Origin of the sequence: Marinigracilibium pacificum, assembly GCF_012926615.1 — a bacterium.
GTDB classification, from domain to species: domain Bacteria; phylum Bacteroidota; class Bacteroidia; order Cytophagales; family Cyclobacteriaceae; genus Mangrovivirga; species Mangrovivirga pacifica.
In genome coordinates this window covers 13,501-29,643 of sequence record NZ_JABBNU010000007.1, presented here as the reverse complement: position 1 = coordinate 29,643, position 16,143 = coordinate 13,501, and the positions used below count along the sequence as shown (strand labels likewise).

Annotated in this window: 16 protein-coding genes; 3 read left to right on the top strand and 13 right to left on the bottom strand. The window is 34.2% G+C overall.

Going from position 1 to position 16,143, the window contains the following annotated elements; all coding sequences use genetic code 11:
* Positions 1 to 42: 42 nt before the first annotated feature.
* From nqrE to cmk, 6 genes are all read right to left on the bottom strand, one after another.
* Positions 43 to 654, bottom strand: a complete 612-nt coding sequence (gene nqrE / locus HH304_RS11930; protein WP_169681771.1) for an NADH:ubiquinone reductase (Na(+)-transporting) subunit E — start codon at positions 652 to 654, stop codon at positions 43 to 45.
* Between the two features lie 13 nt (positions 655 to 667).
* Positions 668 to 1,345, bottom strand: coding sequence for an NADH:ubiquinone reductase (Na(+)-transporting) subunit D (locus HH304_RS11925; protein WP_169681769.1), 678 nt, complete (start codon positions 1,343 to 1,345; stop codon positions 668 to 670).
* 23 nt (positions 1,346 to 1,368) lie between these two features.
* The gene (gene nqrC, locus HH304_RS11920; RefSeq protein ID WP_169681767.1) at positions 1,369 to 2,226 is read right to left on the bottom strand and encodes an NADH:ubiquinone reductase (Na(+)-transporting) subunit C; all 858 of its coding nucleotides are present in this window, start codon (positions 2,224 to 2,226) and stop codon (positions 1,369 to 1,371) included.
* Complete coding sequence (locus HH304_RS11915; protein ID WP_169681765.1) at positions 2,213 to 3,574, bottom strand: Na+-translocating NADH-quinone reductase subunit B; 1,362 nt, start codon at positions 3,572 to 3,574, stop codon at positions 2,213 to 2,215. Before HH304_RS11915 ends, nqrC begins: the two co-directional genes overlap by 14 nt.
* An 11-nt stretch (positions 3,575 to 3,585) precedes the next feature.
* Positions 3,586 to 4,956 (bottom strand): Na(+)-translocating NADH-quinone reductase subunit A, encoded by a 1,371-nt coding sequence (locus HH304_RS11910; protein ID WP_169681763.1) that lies wholly within the window; start codon positions 4,954 to 4,956, stop codon positions 3,586 to 3,588.
* A 128-nt stretch (positions 4,957 to 5,084) separates the two neighbouring features.
* Complete coding sequence (gene cmk / locus HH304_RS11905; protein WP_169681761.1) at positions 5,085 to 5,771, bottom strand: (d)CMP kinase; 687 nt, start codon at positions 5,769 to 5,771, stop codon at positions 5,085 to 5,087.
* A gap of 202 nt (positions 5,772 to 5,973) precedes the next feature.
* On the opposite strand from cmk, the gene ade reads away from it, so the two are divergent.
* Together ade and HH304_RS11895 are read left to right on the top strand one after the other, a co-directional pair.
* Positions 5,974 to 7,590, top strand: a complete 1,617-nt coding sequence (gene ade, locus HH304_RS11900) for an adenine deaminase (protein WP_169681759.1) — start codon at positions 5,974 to 5,976, stop codon at positions 7,588 to 7,590.
* A 13-nt stretch (positions 7,591 to 7,603) separates the two neighbouring features.
* Positions 7,604 to 7,894, top strand: a complete 291-nt coding sequence (locus HH304_RS11895) for a hypothetical protein (RefSeq protein WP_169681757.1) — start codon at positions 7,604 to 7,606, stop codon at positions 7,892 to 7,894.
* A 14-nt stretch (positions 7,895 to 7,908) separates the two neighbouring features.
* On the opposite strand, the gene HH304_RS11890 is transcribed toward HH304_RS11895, so the two are convergent.
* Positions 7,909 to 8,439: an SRPBCC family protein gene (locus HH304_RS11890; protein WP_169681755.1), complete on the bottom strand. Its 531-nt coding sequence runs from the start codon at positions 8,437 to 8,439 to the stop codon at positions 7,909 to 7,911.
* Between the two features lie 246 nt (positions 8,440 to 8,685).
* Between HH304_RS11890 and HH304_RS11885 the strand changes: the two genes are divergently transcribed.
* Positions 8,686 to 10,554, top strand: coding sequence for an ABC-F family ATP-binding cassette domain-containing protein (locus tag HH304_RS11885; RefSeq protein ID WP_169681752.1), 1,869 nt, complete (start codon positions 8,686 to 8,688; stop codon positions 10,552 to 10,554).
* On the opposite strand, the gene HH304_RS11880 is transcribed toward HH304_RS11885, so the two are convergent.
* The 6 genes from HH304_RS11880 to HH304_RS11855 form a co-directional block, all read right to left on the bottom strand.
* Positions 10,551 to 11,426 (bottom strand): nucleoside phosphorylase, encoded by an 876-nt coding sequence (locus tag HH304_RS11880; RefSeq protein ID WP_169681750.1) that lies wholly within the window; start codon positions 11,424 to 11,426, stop codon positions 10,551 to 10,553. The genes HH304_RS11885 and HH304_RS11880 overlap by 4 nt on opposite strands.
* A gap of 48 nt (positions 11,427 to 11,474) precedes the next feature.
* Entirely contained in the window at positions 11,475 to 12,107 is a 633-nt protein-coding gene (locus HH304_RS11875; protein ID WP_169681749.1) for an acetyltransferase, read from the bottom strand.
* A gap of 26 nt (positions 12,108 to 12,133) precedes the next feature.
* The gene (locus tag HH304_RS11870) at positions 12,134 to 13,282 is read right to left on the bottom strand and encodes a hypothetical protein (RefSeq protein WP_169681747.1); all 1,149 of its coding nucleotides are present in this window, start codon (positions 13,280 to 13,282) and stop codon (positions 12,134 to 12,136) included.
* Positions 13,263 to 14,570 carry a DUF2851 family protein gene (locus HH304_RS11865; protein WP_169681745.1) on the bottom strand — a complete coding sequence of 436 codons (1,308 nt, stop codon included), beginning with the start codon at positions 14,568 to 14,570 and terminating at the stop codon, positions 13,263 to 13,265. The genes HH304_RS11870 and HH304_RS11865 overlap by 20 nt, the downstream gene beginning before the upstream one ends.
* A 68-nt stretch (positions 14,571 to 14,638) precedes the next feature.
* Positions 14,639 to 15,442: an orotidine-5'-phosphate decarboxylase gene (gene pyrF / locus HH304_RS11860; protein ID WP_169681743.1), complete on the bottom strand. Its 804-nt coding sequence runs from the start codon at positions 15,440 to 15,442 to the stop codon at positions 14,639 to 14,641.
* A gap of 40 nt (positions 15,443 to 15,482) precedes the next feature.
* Positions 15,483 to 16,121, bottom strand: a complete 639-nt coding sequence (locus tag HH304_RS11855) for a LolA family protein (RefSeq protein WP_169681740.1) — start codon at positions 16,119 to 16,121, stop codon at positions 15,483 to 15,485.
* Positions 16,122 to 16,143: the final 22 nt, after the last annotated feature.

Genomic DNA, 16,143 nt, shown 5'->3' with positions numbered 1-16,143 from the left:
GCCTCTCATAAGAGAGGCTTTTATATTCTATAACAATATTCCTTATACTGCAATTCCAATAAAAGATTTAAATGCAATTGCCATAAGACCAGTGATTAGCATTGTAATACCAATCCCCTTTAGAGGTTTAGGAACATTACTGTATTTTAATTTTTCTCTAACAGCTGCTAAAGCAACAATTGCTAAAGCAAATCCCATACCTGATCCGAATCCGTAAACTGATGCTTGAGATAACGTATAATCACGTTGAACCATAAATAATGATCCACCAAGAATTGAACAGTTTACAGCAATCAATGGAAGGAAGATACCTAATGATCCATATAATGCAGGAGAGAATTTTTCAATAACCATCTCTACAAGCTGAACCATACCAGCAATAACTGCGATGAACATTATAAACTGAAGAAATTCCAGGCTTAAATCAGAAAATTGAGGGCTGATCCAAGTCAATGCTCCTTCTTTAAGAACATATTCCTGTAATAACCAGTTTACAGGTGCAGTGATCGATAGTACGAACACTACTGCCAAACCTAATCCAAGAGCGGTACTTACCTTTTTAGAAACAGCAAGGAAAGAACACATACCCAGGAAGTAGGCGAAAATCATGTTATCGATAAAAATCGAACGGACTGCTAAGCTTACTAAATCCATTTATATAATATTTTTAATGTTCTACATATCCAGTTATAGAGCGCTGAACCCAGATAATAATACCAAGGATCATAAATGCACCTACAGAGTCAACCATCATTGAATTAGCCTGATATGCAATACCTAATTCTTCGAAAATCTTAAAATTAAATATTGATCCAGAACCTAACAATTCTCTAAAGAATGCTACAGTAAGGATGATCCAGGCATAACCGAAACCAGAACCAAAACCATCTAATACAGAATCATATGGTTTGTTACCCATAGCAAAAGCTTCAAGACGTCCCATTACAATACAGTTAGTAATGATAAGACCAACAAAAGCTCCTAATACTTTATACATTGGGTAACTGTAAGCTTTTAAGACCTCACTTACAATTGTAACAAGAGAAGCAACAATAGCAAGCTGAACGATAATACGAACCCTTGTAGGAATCAAATTCCTCATCAAAGAAATGATAAGGTTCGAAAACACAATTACAAACACCACCGCAATTGACATGATAAGTGTTGGTTGTAATTTTACAGTAACAGCCAATGCAGAACAAATACCTAATACTTGAACAGTAATCGGGTTATCTTCATTCAAAGGATCAGTTAAAATTGCTTTTCTACGTTTCGACAATAATGGCTCAGAAGCAGCTTTCTGCTCTTTAACCTCGTTTTGTACTTCAGTAGTTTCTGTACTCATAATTACAGTTTTTAGTATTTTAATTAGAGCGCAGCTTGAACTTCGCCCGACTTGTTTTTACCAATGTAATTTAAATAGTAATGAAGGTATGCATCAAGCATTTCGTTTAATCCATTTGCCGTTAAAGTTGCACCAGACATACCATCAACTTTATGTGGTCCAAGAGCTGATTCAGGATTTCCTTCACCTTTAACCATGGTAACCGAAACTAGATCACCCGACTCATCAAAGATAGTCTTACCAGCAAATCTAGCTTTAACTTCCTCTGTTGTAATTCGAGCACCAAGACCTGGAGTTTCACCTACGTGACCAAAAGACACACCTTTAATTTCATTAAGGTTATTTTCTAATGCTACGTAACCAAAAATATTATTCCAAAGCCCGTTACCATATACTGGAAAAATATAGGCATCAATTGCATCTCCACTTTCTGCACTATATTTAAACACTGGAAAAAGAGCATCTGCTTCAATGGCCTCTGCTTCTTCAATCAATTTGGCAGCTTCTGCCTTTGCTTCTTCATCACCAGTTCTATCTGCTAATTGAGTCAGTTTACCAGCCTCTCTCCTTTTCTTTTGAGCTTTGAAAAGATTTCTGAATTGTTTATTAACATTTACTTTTTCAGCAACTTCTCCTTCAACTTCATCTCCTTTAATATTAACTACCAAAGAAGAAATGTGCTCATCATAAAAAGAAAGTACTTCTTTATTTTTCATTGCAGAAACATCTGTTACTGCTCCCAAAATCTGAGATTTTGTATCTAATTCGATTGACTTTTGCTGTGCCGGTCTTAAGGCTACAGATGTCAATGCCATTGCACCGCCAACAACAACTGTTAATATTGCGGTGAAAAATATTACGTATCCGTTAGACTGTCGCACGGCTCAACCTCCTTTTCTTATTAGCTTTAATTACATAAATATCAATAAGTGGAGCAAATACGTTCATCAGAAGTATTGCTAGCATAATTCCTTCCGGATATGCCGGGTTAAATACCCTGATCAATACTGTTAATGCTCCGATCATTAGACCGTATATCCATTTACCCTGGAATGTATGTGAAGCTGTTACTGGGTCAGTAGCCATGAAAACAGCTCCGAAAGCTAAACCTCCCATAACTAAATGGAATTGTGCCGGAACTTTCATGAATTCACTAGCTGCTCCAGAGAATAACATCATAGCAGTAAATATTAACATACCTGCTAACACACCAATTACGGCTTTAATTTCACCTTTTGCAAACTTTTGATTTACAGTAAATAAGATTATAGAACCTAATAGGAATGCTACCTTAACACCAGTCCCTAATTGACCAGTATAATTCATATCATAGATGAAGTTAAAAAGGTATCCCATAAGGAAGGCTCCTCCAAATACACTTAATATGATTCTCCAGCTACCTACTCCTGTAGTAATCAACACAACAGCTCCAATAAGAGCCATTAAAGTTGATGTCTCACCAATTGAACCTGGAATTATTCCAATAAACATATTAGAGAATGTATATGCATCACTTACCCAGAAGTTCGAGAATGAACTAATACCATCAGCTGCAGCAAGAGCTAAAGGAGTTGCTCCTGAAAAAGCAGCTACAGGCTCTGACATTCCGATTAAACTATCACCAAAGTATGTCCAAACACCATCTCCGGAAATATCACCTGGGTATGCAAAATATAAGAATGCTCTTGCCGTTAATGCAACGTTCAAGATATTCATACCAGTACCACCGAATACTTCTTTACCAATAATTACAGCAAATGCTGTAGCTAATGCAACTTGCCATAAAGGAATTGTTGCTGGCATAACTAAAGGTATTAACATTCCTGAAACAAGGAATCCTTCGTTTACGGCGTGCCTTCTTAGAGTTGCAAATGTAAACTCAATACCAAGTCCTGTTGCATATGAAACAACAACAATTGGAAGAACTGCATAAGCACCAATTGCAAACTTATTAAGTAATGTTCCTGCTTCACCGGTTGCTAGAAAATGTTGGTGACCAACATTCCAAATTCCAAATATTAATGCTGGAAGCATCGCGATGATAACAGTCATCATCATACGTTTCATATCTACAGCATCACGAATCTGAACTCCTTTTTTGCTCGTTACATCTTTAGGAGCAAAAAACAGAGTATAGTGAGCTTCAAAAATGTAATAGAATTTCTCCCACTTCCCACCTTTTTCAAAGTGTGGCTTTTGTTTTTCAAATATGTCTTGTAAAAACTTCATAGACAGTTTTATCAGCTAAATTGCAATAAATTAATACCTTCTCGAAGAATCTTTTGAATATCATGCTTTGATACATCTACAAATTCGCACAACGCAAGATCTTCTTCAATTACTTCATAAATACCCAATGCTTCCATTTCATCAAAATCCTCAGCCAAGATAGCCTTAATTAAGAACTCAGGATATATATCCATCGGGGTAACTTTCTCGAAAGAACCAGTTTCAACAAATGCTCTCGGCTCACCATGAAGGTTAGTGTCAACAACATACTCCTTACTCTTACCAGCAAAGAATGGTGCTAATAATCCAAAAGCTCTGTGGAAACTTAATTTATTAGTAGTTGGTAAAATCCAACCTAGAAATTCATATTCATTTCCTTCAGGAATAACACTAACCAAATCATCAAAATATCCGATGTAGCCAGTTTTTCCGATTGATTCACCAGTTAATACGTTACCACTAACAACCCTAACATTTTCGCTGTTCAAGTTGTTTTCGATTAACTTATCAATGCATGCGCCAGTATAAACTGAATAATACTGAGGTTGCTTAACTTCTGATCCTGCTAAAGCAATTACTCTGCTGGTGTCATATTTTCCTTCAAGGAAAAGCTTACCAATCTGAGCAACTCCAAAAGGCTTAACAGTCCAAACAACATCGCCTTTATTGATCGGGTCAATATGATGTATCTGAACTCCTACGTTACCTGCAGGGTGTGGACCACTGAACTTATTTACTTCAATATTTTGAATTTGTGAAAATACTGAAGACACTTCTCCTGAAGCATTCAAGTTCAAATGAATCTGACCTGATGTTAATTTCTTAAGGATATTGATACCCGCCTGAAAATATTGTTCCTGACCTTTTAATAAAAAGTCTGTATCCGGAGCCAATGGGTTGGTATCAAAACCAGAAATGAAAATTGATTTTGGAGTTTCTTCCGGATTAGCAAGAATACCATAAGGACGCTGGACAATATTTGGCCATACCCCACTTTTCAGCATCTGCTCTTTAACTTTTTCTGCATCCAATGATTCAATTTCAGAAATCGAAAATTTATCGAATTCCTCAAACTGCATCTCTGAATCAGCCAGAATTTTAATTTCAAGAAGTTTTCTCTTCTTTCCTCTCACGATCTCTACAACCTCTCCACTTACTGGTGAAGTAAATTTGATAGCGTCATTCTTCTTGTCAAATAAAACAGGTGTACCAGCCTTAACTGTATCTCCCTCTTTTACTAACACTTTTGGACGCACAATCCCTTCAAAGTCAGTTGGCTTAAAGGCATATGTAGCCGATCTGATGTTCTCTACGAGTTTTTTCTCAGCCTTTCCGGCAAGATTTATATCGAATCCTCGTTTAAGCTTAATAGTTTTTGACATTGCTATAACAGGTCATTTTCTATACAAACGGTGCAAAAATAAAAATTTTTTCACCAATAAAAGGGTATAAAAATAGGTATTATATATTATTTAGAATTATTTTAAATAACTATGTTAAATTATATTTTTTATTGATTTTCAACCATCCTTGAAGTCGCTTCATTTAATATTTCCTCTACTTGTTCTTCTAAAGTAATGTGAGTAGTATCAATTTCTATGGCTTCATCTACCTTGATTAGCGGACCAACTTCTCTTGATGTATCGATATTATCTCTCTTGGTTAAATTTTCAATTATCTCGTCAAGATCCACCAATTGCTCTTTTTCTAGCAATTCTTGTTGTCTTCTCAAAGCTCTCACACGCTTGTCAGCAGTCATGAAAACTTTCAATTCTGCATCAGGCAATACAACCGACCCTATGTCTCGTCCATCCATCACGACACCTTTCTTCTTTCCAAGCTTTTGTTGAAGTTCGACCAAAACCTTACGCACCTTTGGCAATGCACTTACTTCACTTACCATGTTAGTAACCTTCATGGTTCGTATCTCGTCCTCAACGTTCAAACCATTTAGATAGGTCTCACTTTTTTCTTTTTTACTATTAAATCGGAAATCAATATTAATGTTTTCAAGAGCTTGATCTACTTTTTTATCATTAGTCAGATCAACGTAATTATCAATAAAATAGAGTGTTACCGCACGATACATTGCACCGCTATCGATGTATTTATATTCTAACCTGCTAGCCACAATTTTAGCTGTGCTGCTTTTGCCGCATGCAGAGTATCCATCGATTGCTATGTTAATCTTCTTCATTTTATAATCAACAGTCTTTAATTGGGCATGGAATTGGTTTCCCTGGCTTAGGTGCCTTGTTTCGCTTTTGAGTGGACTTACAAGAACCAAGTACTAAAGTAAATACAATTAATAAATACAATGCTTTCCGCACAATACTGTTGAAGTTTATTATTTTAGAACTATTGTTCACCATTAGTTAAAGTTAAAAAAAAAGATCAATATGATATTAACGGGCAATATTATCAATATCCGACAACAAACCATTGGTTTTGGTGAAATTATAATTCACCAGGACAAAATTAGAGATATTAATATCATATCCCCAGAGAAAAAAGACCAACCTTATTACATGCCCGGATTTATAGATTCTCACATACACATTGAGAGTAGCATGCTGGTACCGGGACGATTTGCTGAAATGGCGGTAAAGCATGGCACCGTGGCAACAATATCTGATCCGCATGAAATAGCCAACGTAATGGGTGAAGAAGGTATTAAATATATGATTGAAAATGGCAAAAGTGTCCCTTTTAAGTTTTTCTTCGGACTTCCAAGTTGTGTACCTGCAACTTCTTTTGAAACAGCAGGAGCAATTATTGATGTTGAATTAACTAAAAAGCTTATTCAGGATCCGGACCTTCATTATTTAGCAGAAATGATGAATTGGCCAGGTGTCCTTCATAGAGATAAAGATGTCATGGCCAAAATTGAAGCTGCAATCTCTGTTGGTAAACCTGTCGATGGTCATGCTCCCGGATTAAAAGGGAAAGATGCTGAAAAATACATCTCTGCCGGAATATCTACTGACCATGAATGTTTTAGTCTGGAAGAGGCTTTAGATAAAGCTAACCTCGGAATGAATATAATAATAAGAGAAGGTTCTGCGGCTAAAAATTTTGATGCGCTAATTGAAATCTTCAATAAATACCCAGATCAAATAATGTTTTGTTCTGATGATAAACATCCTGATGACTTAGCAGTAGGTCACATAAACCAACTAGTAACACGTGCATTAAGGTTAGGATATAACTTATTTGATGTTTTAAATGCAGCTTGTATTAAGCCAGTAGACCACTACAATTTATCTGTGGGAACTTTAAATCCAGGAGATCAGGCTGACTTCATAAAAATAAATAATATTAAAGATTTCGTTATTCTGGAAACATGGATTGACGGCAAGCCCGTTTTTAGTGATAATAATATTTCTTTCTCGGCTCCATTACCAACAATTATAAATAATTTTTATTCTTATGAAGTTACAGAGAGGGATATAAAGATGCCTTCTAAATTTAAAGAAGTACCGGTTATAAAGGTAATCGATGGATCCTTGATAACTGAAAAAACATTTCACTCGGATTCAGTTTATAGCCTTTCTGAAAGAGATTTAGTAGATAAAGACCTTTGCAAGTTAGTAGTCGTAAATAGATATGAAAAGGCACCTCCAGCAGTTTGTTTTATTGAAGGTGTAGGGCTTAAAAATGGTGCATTTGGAGGTACCGTGGCTCATGACTCTCATAACATAATTGTAGCAGGTACTAATGATAAAGATATAATCAAGACTATAAATATCCTGATGAACTCAAAAGGTGGGCTTGCCGCAGCAAATAATGATGAAACCTATGACCTGCCACTACCTGTTGCCGGACTAATGACTACTGAAAATGGTTTTGAAATAGGAAATAAGTATCAAAGAATAGATAAATTCGTAAAAGAATTAGGAAGCACATTAACTGCACCGTTTATGTCAATCAGTTTTATGGCTTTATTGGTTATCCCAAAAATAAAGCTGAGTGATAAAGGGCTATTTGATGCTGAAAACTTTACGTTTTATAATTAAAATATAATACACCATGCAAGAATCAGACAAAACCGATTTCTTTTCAAGCCTTGGAAAAAAAATAGATAATTGGCTGGAAGAAAACAAGGATGTTATCTCACGGATAAATAAGGAGATTGATGATAAGAAAGATGAATTGAAAGAGACTAGTGGGATTTTGGAAAAACACTTCAGTAATTTTGTTAAAGAAAATGAATCAAATTTTTCTAAATGGAAACAAGAAGGAAAGGACATTTCCGAAGAAATTAAGGAAAGATTTGAAAGTTTTATGAAAAAAACAAATAACCAAAAAGACTCCCAATAAAGGAGTCTTTTTTATTATTTAGCTTCGACAGTATTCTTTAGGTTAGTGAGCCCCTTTTCGTAACTGGGACCCAACATTTGTTCCATCATCAATCCAAATACTTTAGCCACACCAGACATCTCTGTTTCAAAACTCCATGTCACTTTTGTAGATTGTTGATCTGGCTCCATAACAAGTTTTGCATATGCAGGAACATCATCTTGCCCAAAAAACATCTCCATAGTTACAGATTGATTTGGCACGGTTTCAATTATCTCCATCTTTCCATTCCCAACATTATCTTGCTCTGACTTCCACTCCATAACAGAGCCTACCCCTTCTTCCGGTCCGATAAATGAATATTTTGCTTCCGGATCCAGGTCGTACCATGGTGACCACTTATTAAATTCTTTTAAATCATTTAGATAAGGATATATCTCTTCAGGTGAAGCATTAATAGAAATACTTCTTTCCAACTCAACATGAGAAGGAGCAAACAAGACAATTAAGCCTAGTATTACAATTAATGAAATAGAGACTATTCCTAATATTTTAACAATTTTCATGATTTGGATTAATTTTAATTACCCGCTCAGAAATTCCCTCAGATAATCTCCTACTTATTCTTAACTCTCTTTAATCTCTGGTCAGAAAAAAATGGCCACCTAATTAGGTGACCAAGATCGTATATTTGCCTTATTCTTTAATGAATAATTCAATTTAAAATAAAAAAATTACAATTACAATATTTTCTTTTAATAAAATTTAGCCGTTGAATTAATTACTTTTGCTGTTAAATAATTAAAAATAATATGAGTCTAATCAGTGTTGAAAATCTTGAAAAGTATTACGGGGAGCGAAAACTATTTAGCGGGGTTAGCTTTGAAATAAATCCTGGTGAAAAAATTGCTCTTGTCGGGGCTAATGGTACTGGTAAATCAACATTGATGAAAATACTTAACGGTATTGAAGGAAAAGAAAATGGAGAAATAAGAAAAAAAAATAATTTAACCATTAGCTATCTTCCTCAGCAACCTGAAGTACCAGGACATCTAACAGCATTTGAATATGTTTCGGACAATGGATCGCCATCATCGAAGGCTTTTATTTCGTACAATAAAGCATTAGAAAAAGGAGATCATGATCAGATTGAAAAATTTATGTCTGAGGTTGATAGATTACAAGCCTGGAACTATGACAATGAAGTTAAAGAAGTGATGACCTATTTAGGCATTACCGACTTTGATAAAGAAATGGGTAAACTTTCAGGTGGTTTAAAACGGAGAGCGGCTCTTTCAAAAGTAATACTTGAAGACCCTGACCTGATGATTCTTGATGAACCAACCAATCACTTGGATATTGATGCAATAGTCTGGTTGGAGAATCATCTAAAAACTTCGAAGTCAGCTTTATTTTTAGTTACTCACGACAGGTATTTTTTAGACTCCGTTTGCAAGAATATTCTTGATCTTGACCATGGAGGTATAAGGAAATTTGAAGGTCCTTATGATAATTTCATTCAAAAGAAAGAGGAATTACTAATTCAAGCTGCAAATGATGCCGAAAAAGCAGCTAATTTACTAAAGAAAGAATTAGAATGGTCAAGAAGGCAACCGAAAGCAAGAACAACCAAAGCAAAATATAGGTTAGACGCAATTGATGACTTAAAAAATAAAGCCCGCCAACCTAAGGTAAGAGAGCAAGTTAAGATTGACTTTGATCCTTCATTAAAAGGAAAGAAAATTCTTGAATTAAATGAAATTTCGAAATCCTTTTCAGATAAAACTTTGTTCAATTCATTTTCATATATCTTCAAAAAAAATGATCGCATAGGACTGGTAGGGCCTAACGGATCAGGAAAGTCAACTTTTCTAAAAATTATCACAGGAGAACAAAGACCGGATTCAGGAGAAATAATAAAAGGTCAAAACACCAATTTCGGATATTTCAAACAAGAGGATCCAATTTATAAACAGGATGAAAAAGTAATTGACAGGATTACTAATATCGCTGAAATGATTAAGGTTAATGAAAAGCAAACTTTATCTGCAACTCAGGTACTTCAGCTTTTTCAATTCGAACCAAAAAGGCAGCATGAATATGCCTATAAGTTAAGTGGTGGTGAGAAAAAGAGATTACAACTTCTGGAAGTTTTAGTAAAACGACCGAATTTCCTGATTCTTGATGAGCCGACTAATGACCTGGATTTGCAAACACTGGATGCATTAGGGTTATTTTTAAGTCATTATGATGGTTGTATTTTAATAGTTTCTCACGACCGGTATTTACTAGACACACTTGCTGACCATCTGTTTGTTATTGACAATCAACAAATAAGATATTTCCCTGGAAGTTATGATGATTTCAGACAAATAAAAGAAGAAGAGAACAAACAGGAAGAAAAAGAAATTAAAAAAACTGAGAAAAAAGAAACCGAAAACTATAGACAAAAGGAAATCACCCGAAAACTGACTTTTAAGGAGAAAAGAGAGCTTGAAGATCTTGAAAAGAAAATCGAGGAACTTGAGTCCAAAAAATCTGAAGCAATTACAGAAATGAATTCCGGAATCTCAGATCACAATCGATTAACTGAATTAGGCAAAATAGTAGAACAAATTGACAATGACCTTGAAGAAATCACCCTTAGATGGATGGAGCTTGAAGAACTTAACAATAATTAATTAAAGTTTTCATCAGTCACTACTTCAATGACCTGCTTTATAAGCTGGTCTACGATTTTAATGCTGTCATTTGCAAATTTGTTCTGTATTCGATTTGCAAGAATTGCATTAGTAGAAATTGCTTTATGCCCTAACATTCTTGACATCGCATAATAACCAGAAGTTTCCATTTCAAAATTAGTCAGCCAAAAATTATCTTTATGAAAATAGACTAACTTATCCATAAAACCACCATAAGCCAGGTTAACTCTAAGAGCTCTACCCTGTGGGGCATAAAAACCAGGAGAAGTCACTGTATTCCCCTTAATAAACCCTTCCTTGTCAAAACTTCTCAATAACCCTTCATCCGCCTTCACACAATATGGTGTGATTGGTAATGGGATATCTTCTTTCAATTTTGCACATATCTCTTGCTCAAAAGGTGTTTGAGAGAGATCATAGAAAATCATAAGATTATCAAGACCTACACCATATTCTGACACCAGACAACTCCCAATGGGAATATCCTCTTGCAATGCACCACTTGTTCCAATTCTGATAATATTAAGTGATCGAGTTTCTTTTTTTACCTCGCGAGTTTTAAAATCAATATTTACCAGAGCATCCAATTCAGTTATGACTATTTCTATATTTTCTGTACCCATACCAGTACTCATAACTGTTAACCGCTTATCTCCTATCCTTCCTGTATGAGTAATAAACTCCCTTTTATTCATTTCAAATTCAATATCATCAAAGTATTTGCTGACCATATGAACTCTACTTGGATCACCTACAGTTAAAACTGTATCGGCAATATTTTCAGGGCGTAAACTTAAATGATAGACACTTTTATCTTTGTTCAGGATTAATTCTGATTCATGGATTGGCATAACTGGCTGGTATTTTGAATGAATATAGTATCTTTCTATTTATTTGAATTAAACTGGCTTTGCTGGATTTCCAAATACTGTTTGTCCTTTTTCTACATTACCTACTACAACTGACCCTGCTCCAATTCTGGCACCCTTTCCAATTTTCACTCCAGGCACAATAACAGCCCCGGTACCAATAAACACATCATTAGCAACTTCAACTCCTGTGCCCAGTACAGAACCAGCCCCAATTTGAACAAAGTCACCTATTTTAACTAGATGATCTATCGTAGAATTGGTATTAAATATACAATGATTTCCAATTGAAACAGAAGTTCCTAAAGTTACCTTTGCATTAAGAAAATTCCCATGCCCCATTTCAGCATGTTCAGAGATAGACGTTTCAGGGTGAATCAGGTTAATTGGCATCACCTTTCGACGTTCTTTTAGCAACTTAACCAAACCCTTTCTTATAGTATTTTCTTCTTCTGCAATAAACGCTTCACATTTTTTGCCGATATACTTTAAATAACCATCATCATCGGTAGCTCCTAAAACACTTATATCATTAATTTCAGTGCCATGAAGCTCTTCTCTATCATCTAAAAAGCAATAAACAATGATATTGTTTTTATTTAATACCTCTAAAGCAGCTTTTCCAAGTGAACCTGCACCAAATATTATTACCGGCTTATCCATCTATCAATATTTTTATTTACACAAAACTACCAAAGTCTATGGTTTTTATTTCTACCTGACCACATTTCCTGCTCAAAAAACAGAAAAAAACCTCCCCATACAAAAGAAGAATAATATATAGAATACCTCATTAGTGTCCCATAATTCAAGGTAGTCAACGAAGTCAAAATGGATACAAAAATAATATATGTTATCGTTATCGCAACATTGAAATTATAAGTCTTTTGTTTTATTATCAAATAAATGGTTGCCAGCGAAATGAATAAAAACATTAAACTATTAATTGAAGACACTTTAATAAATATGTTTTCAGATAAAAATGATATAGGACCATAAAGCCCGTAAAAGAATGAAATCAGAATATTCTTACTTGCCAAAACTGACTGTTCCGTATCAATTGGAATACAATTATCATCATTACATTGACTTAAATAAATTGAGCTGTTTTCTTCAATAACCGCTGATACTCTATCAAAACTAAAATTGGGATTCAAACTTGGCAGAATAAAAATTGAGCCAATAATCAACATTCCGGTCAAAACTAACTTCAGAACTAAATTATAGGAAGTACCAAACAAGAAGAAGACAAAAAGGAACCCACATAAAAACACTGAATTATAAGGCTTGATAAGGAATGCTATGTAAGCAGCCAATATAGAAAATGAAATAAAAACAAATTTCTGTTTATTATATGTGACCCAGATGATATATAAAATCAGGATTAAATAAACACTTTCCTTTAACACTCCTGAAGTCCAAAAAGCTAACCCCGGTACAAAAAACATAGATAAAAGAACAAAATAAATATATCTGTTAATTTTTCTCCCAAATTTAATCCTGGTGAACAAATAAGACTGTGATAAGGCAATTATTGCATTTAAAATCCAGATAGACTTAAATGACAATCTATAAAATGGATACAATACCTTCTCAAAAGTCAATGCTCTAAAATCATTGCCATAAATCAGCTTGGAGTTCAGCAAACCATTATTTATATAAAATTCAAATGTTTTATTGAATGACCAACCCAATTCATTACTTATAACCTGTAAATCAAAAAGATAACTATTCAAATCTCCTTTTGAATAAAAAAGATAATAAGATGAAACCAGGCTGGCTAAAATAAATTTTATCGAAAAAATCAGTAAAAAGAACTTAAGAGATTTCGATTTCATTCGCGGCATCATGTTTAAGAATAGAAACACCAATCGGACAAGATAAGCATTTCTTATTCTGGCAATAATTTTTATATAAACCAATTGAAGCTTGTGAATCGTAAGCATTCATAATAGGAAACCCAATTTCCTTAAAGCTTCGAGTTATTCTATTATTTTCGGGTTTTAAAGACTCTAAAATATCTAAAGCTTTTGCTTTAATCGAATCATCGCCAATATATTTTGAATAAGTAAATAGCAAAGGAACTATTACATTCATTATTATTAAGTCTATTGTAGTTTTTCCTGGTGCTTTCTTTCTTGAATTGGAAACTTGTCCAAACCGGTAATGATCAAGCCAATAATCAGACGGTTGAATGGATAACAATCTTTTAATGGAGTTAAAGGTAGGGTCTTCTGTAAGCTCATTGAATAAATTACTCACATTACAAATTATTGCTGCAAACTGTGCAATTCTTACAGTGGGAAAATTAACCGGTCTAAGCCTCATAAACCGCCAATATCCCGGATCAACAATTTCCCTTATATTATACTTATGTTTTAAATATTTAAATTCATTAGTCAGATTTTCATGATATAAATCCATAGGCTCTCCATTTAAAAATCCACCAATACCAAATAAATAGGCTTCTACCGTTTGCAGGTTATGTCTATTTTTCTGAATAATTACTTCATCGAGCAAAAATGCCATCTGCTCAAATGCTTCCTGATTAATCTTAAACCCAAAAGCTTTAAGCAATAATTTGTATGCTATTTTGTTCCAGTCATTTTGGAAATATTTCAAGTCATTTAAAATTCCGAGACATTTTTCATCCATTCTAACTGTCATAGCCAAATCAAATGCCTGTCGAATCCTTATCGAATCAAAAAGTTTTGAAGACTCAAAAACGGCACAAGGAATTGCTCCGGGAGGTTGCAGAAATTGCTTGTATTTACGGACTAATAATGGGCTTGTGAGTTCTTTTAACTCTAAACATGGAATAATTTGTCCATCAGCATTATAGACATCCATATCATTATTCCATACTACATGCAGAATTACATTATCATACAATGGATCTTTATGATGATTATGATTGTACCATTCTGAGGCATTGATATGAATTTCTATATTACCAAACCATTTTATCCCTTCAATTTCAATAAGTCCTTCACTAAAATCAGGGCCATCATTATAATTGTGATTTCCTGTTTTAAACACTTTCAAAGGGTTGTTAGCAGTAGTTTTGAGTTCGGTTTTATCAAAAGATTGATACTTCCATAAATAATGGATTAGGTCTTCTTGCATAGTTGATTAACTTGGATAGTTGAAAGATTCTATGAAGAAAACAAAAAGAGGGAAATAAAAAAAGCAGCTTATAAAAAAGCTGCCATTTGTTGTTGAATTTTCTTTGCTTCATTTGCCGCTGACTCAGCAAAGGAGGGTGACATATCGGCATATATAATTCCACGTGTAGAATTAACTAATAATCCAATATCATCATTCATTCCATATTTTATAACATCTTCTAAACTTCCCCCTTGAGCTCCAACCCCAGGTATTAGCAAAAAGCTATCAGGTATAATTTCTCGAATGTCAGCCAACGCTTCAGCTCTGGTTGCTCCGACCACATACATCAAATTATCTTTTGTTCCCCATTTTGATGACCCTGAGATTACTTCTTGATATACCTTGTTACCATTAACCAATTCAAGTTGTTGAAAATCTTCAGCTCCGGGATTACTTGTAAGTCCCAGAAGAATAACCCACTTGCCTTCAAATTCCAAAAAAGGAGTTACCGAATCAGCACCCATATAAGGTGCTACAGTAATACTATCAAAATTCATCTCTTCAAAAAAAGCTCTTGCATAAAGCCCCGAAGTATTTCCAATATCACCTCTTTTAGCATCAGCAATAGTAAAGTGTGTTGAAGGAATATAGTCAATCGTTTTTTTCAGACTCTCCCACCCTTTGGGCCCATGAGCTTCATAAAATGCAATATTTGGTTTATATGCAACACAATAATCTTTAGTTGCATCAATTATTTGTTTGTTGAATTCAAATATTGGATCATCAAGATCAAGTAAATGTTGAGGTATTTTTCTGATATCAGTATCAAGACCAACACAGAGAAAGGATTTCTTTTCCTTAATTTGTTCTATTAGGGTAGATCTGTTCATATTATTGTATAAAAAAAGCCGTTAACACGGCTTTAATTTTTTATCTAAGGTCGATAATTTCAACCCCCGGGTATTTTGATTTATTAAATGCAAACTCTGATGAAGAAGCAGAAGCATTTGGCTTAAAGCTTTTTATGTCATAAACATATTTATTACCACTATCTTCTGAAATTGTATAACTCTTCAAATCATTAGTTCCATCTTGAATGGACAATCTCACCCAATAAGGCTTTTCTCTTCGATCTTCAGGGATCAAATCAATAAGATGATATTTCTTACCACTTATTGTGGTAGAGTTATAATAAACAACCTTGAAGCCCTTTTTATAAACAGTGTAAATTGTAGAAGGAGACATTTCCATTTGCCCCTCATTAGCGTTGCTAATATTTACTTCATTTACTTCCGGAAGGTATGTCCAAACTGTTTCACCATTATTATAGATCACCTGATTTCCTAAATCCAACTTATATTGATCACCTTTAACAAGAATACTACCGCTAAAATCATCGCGAATATCTTCAACGTCATTAATTAGTGAATAAGTAAAGTCAGCCTTATAGGTTTCGTAACTCTTGTATTTTTTGCTCATCGCATCGAGTATACGCATTGCCTGCGGATCTTTTTGTGCCTGTACCGCAAATACAGTTAAACATAAAATGAGTGATAATAATTTCTTCATAATGCAAAAGTATAAAAGTTTT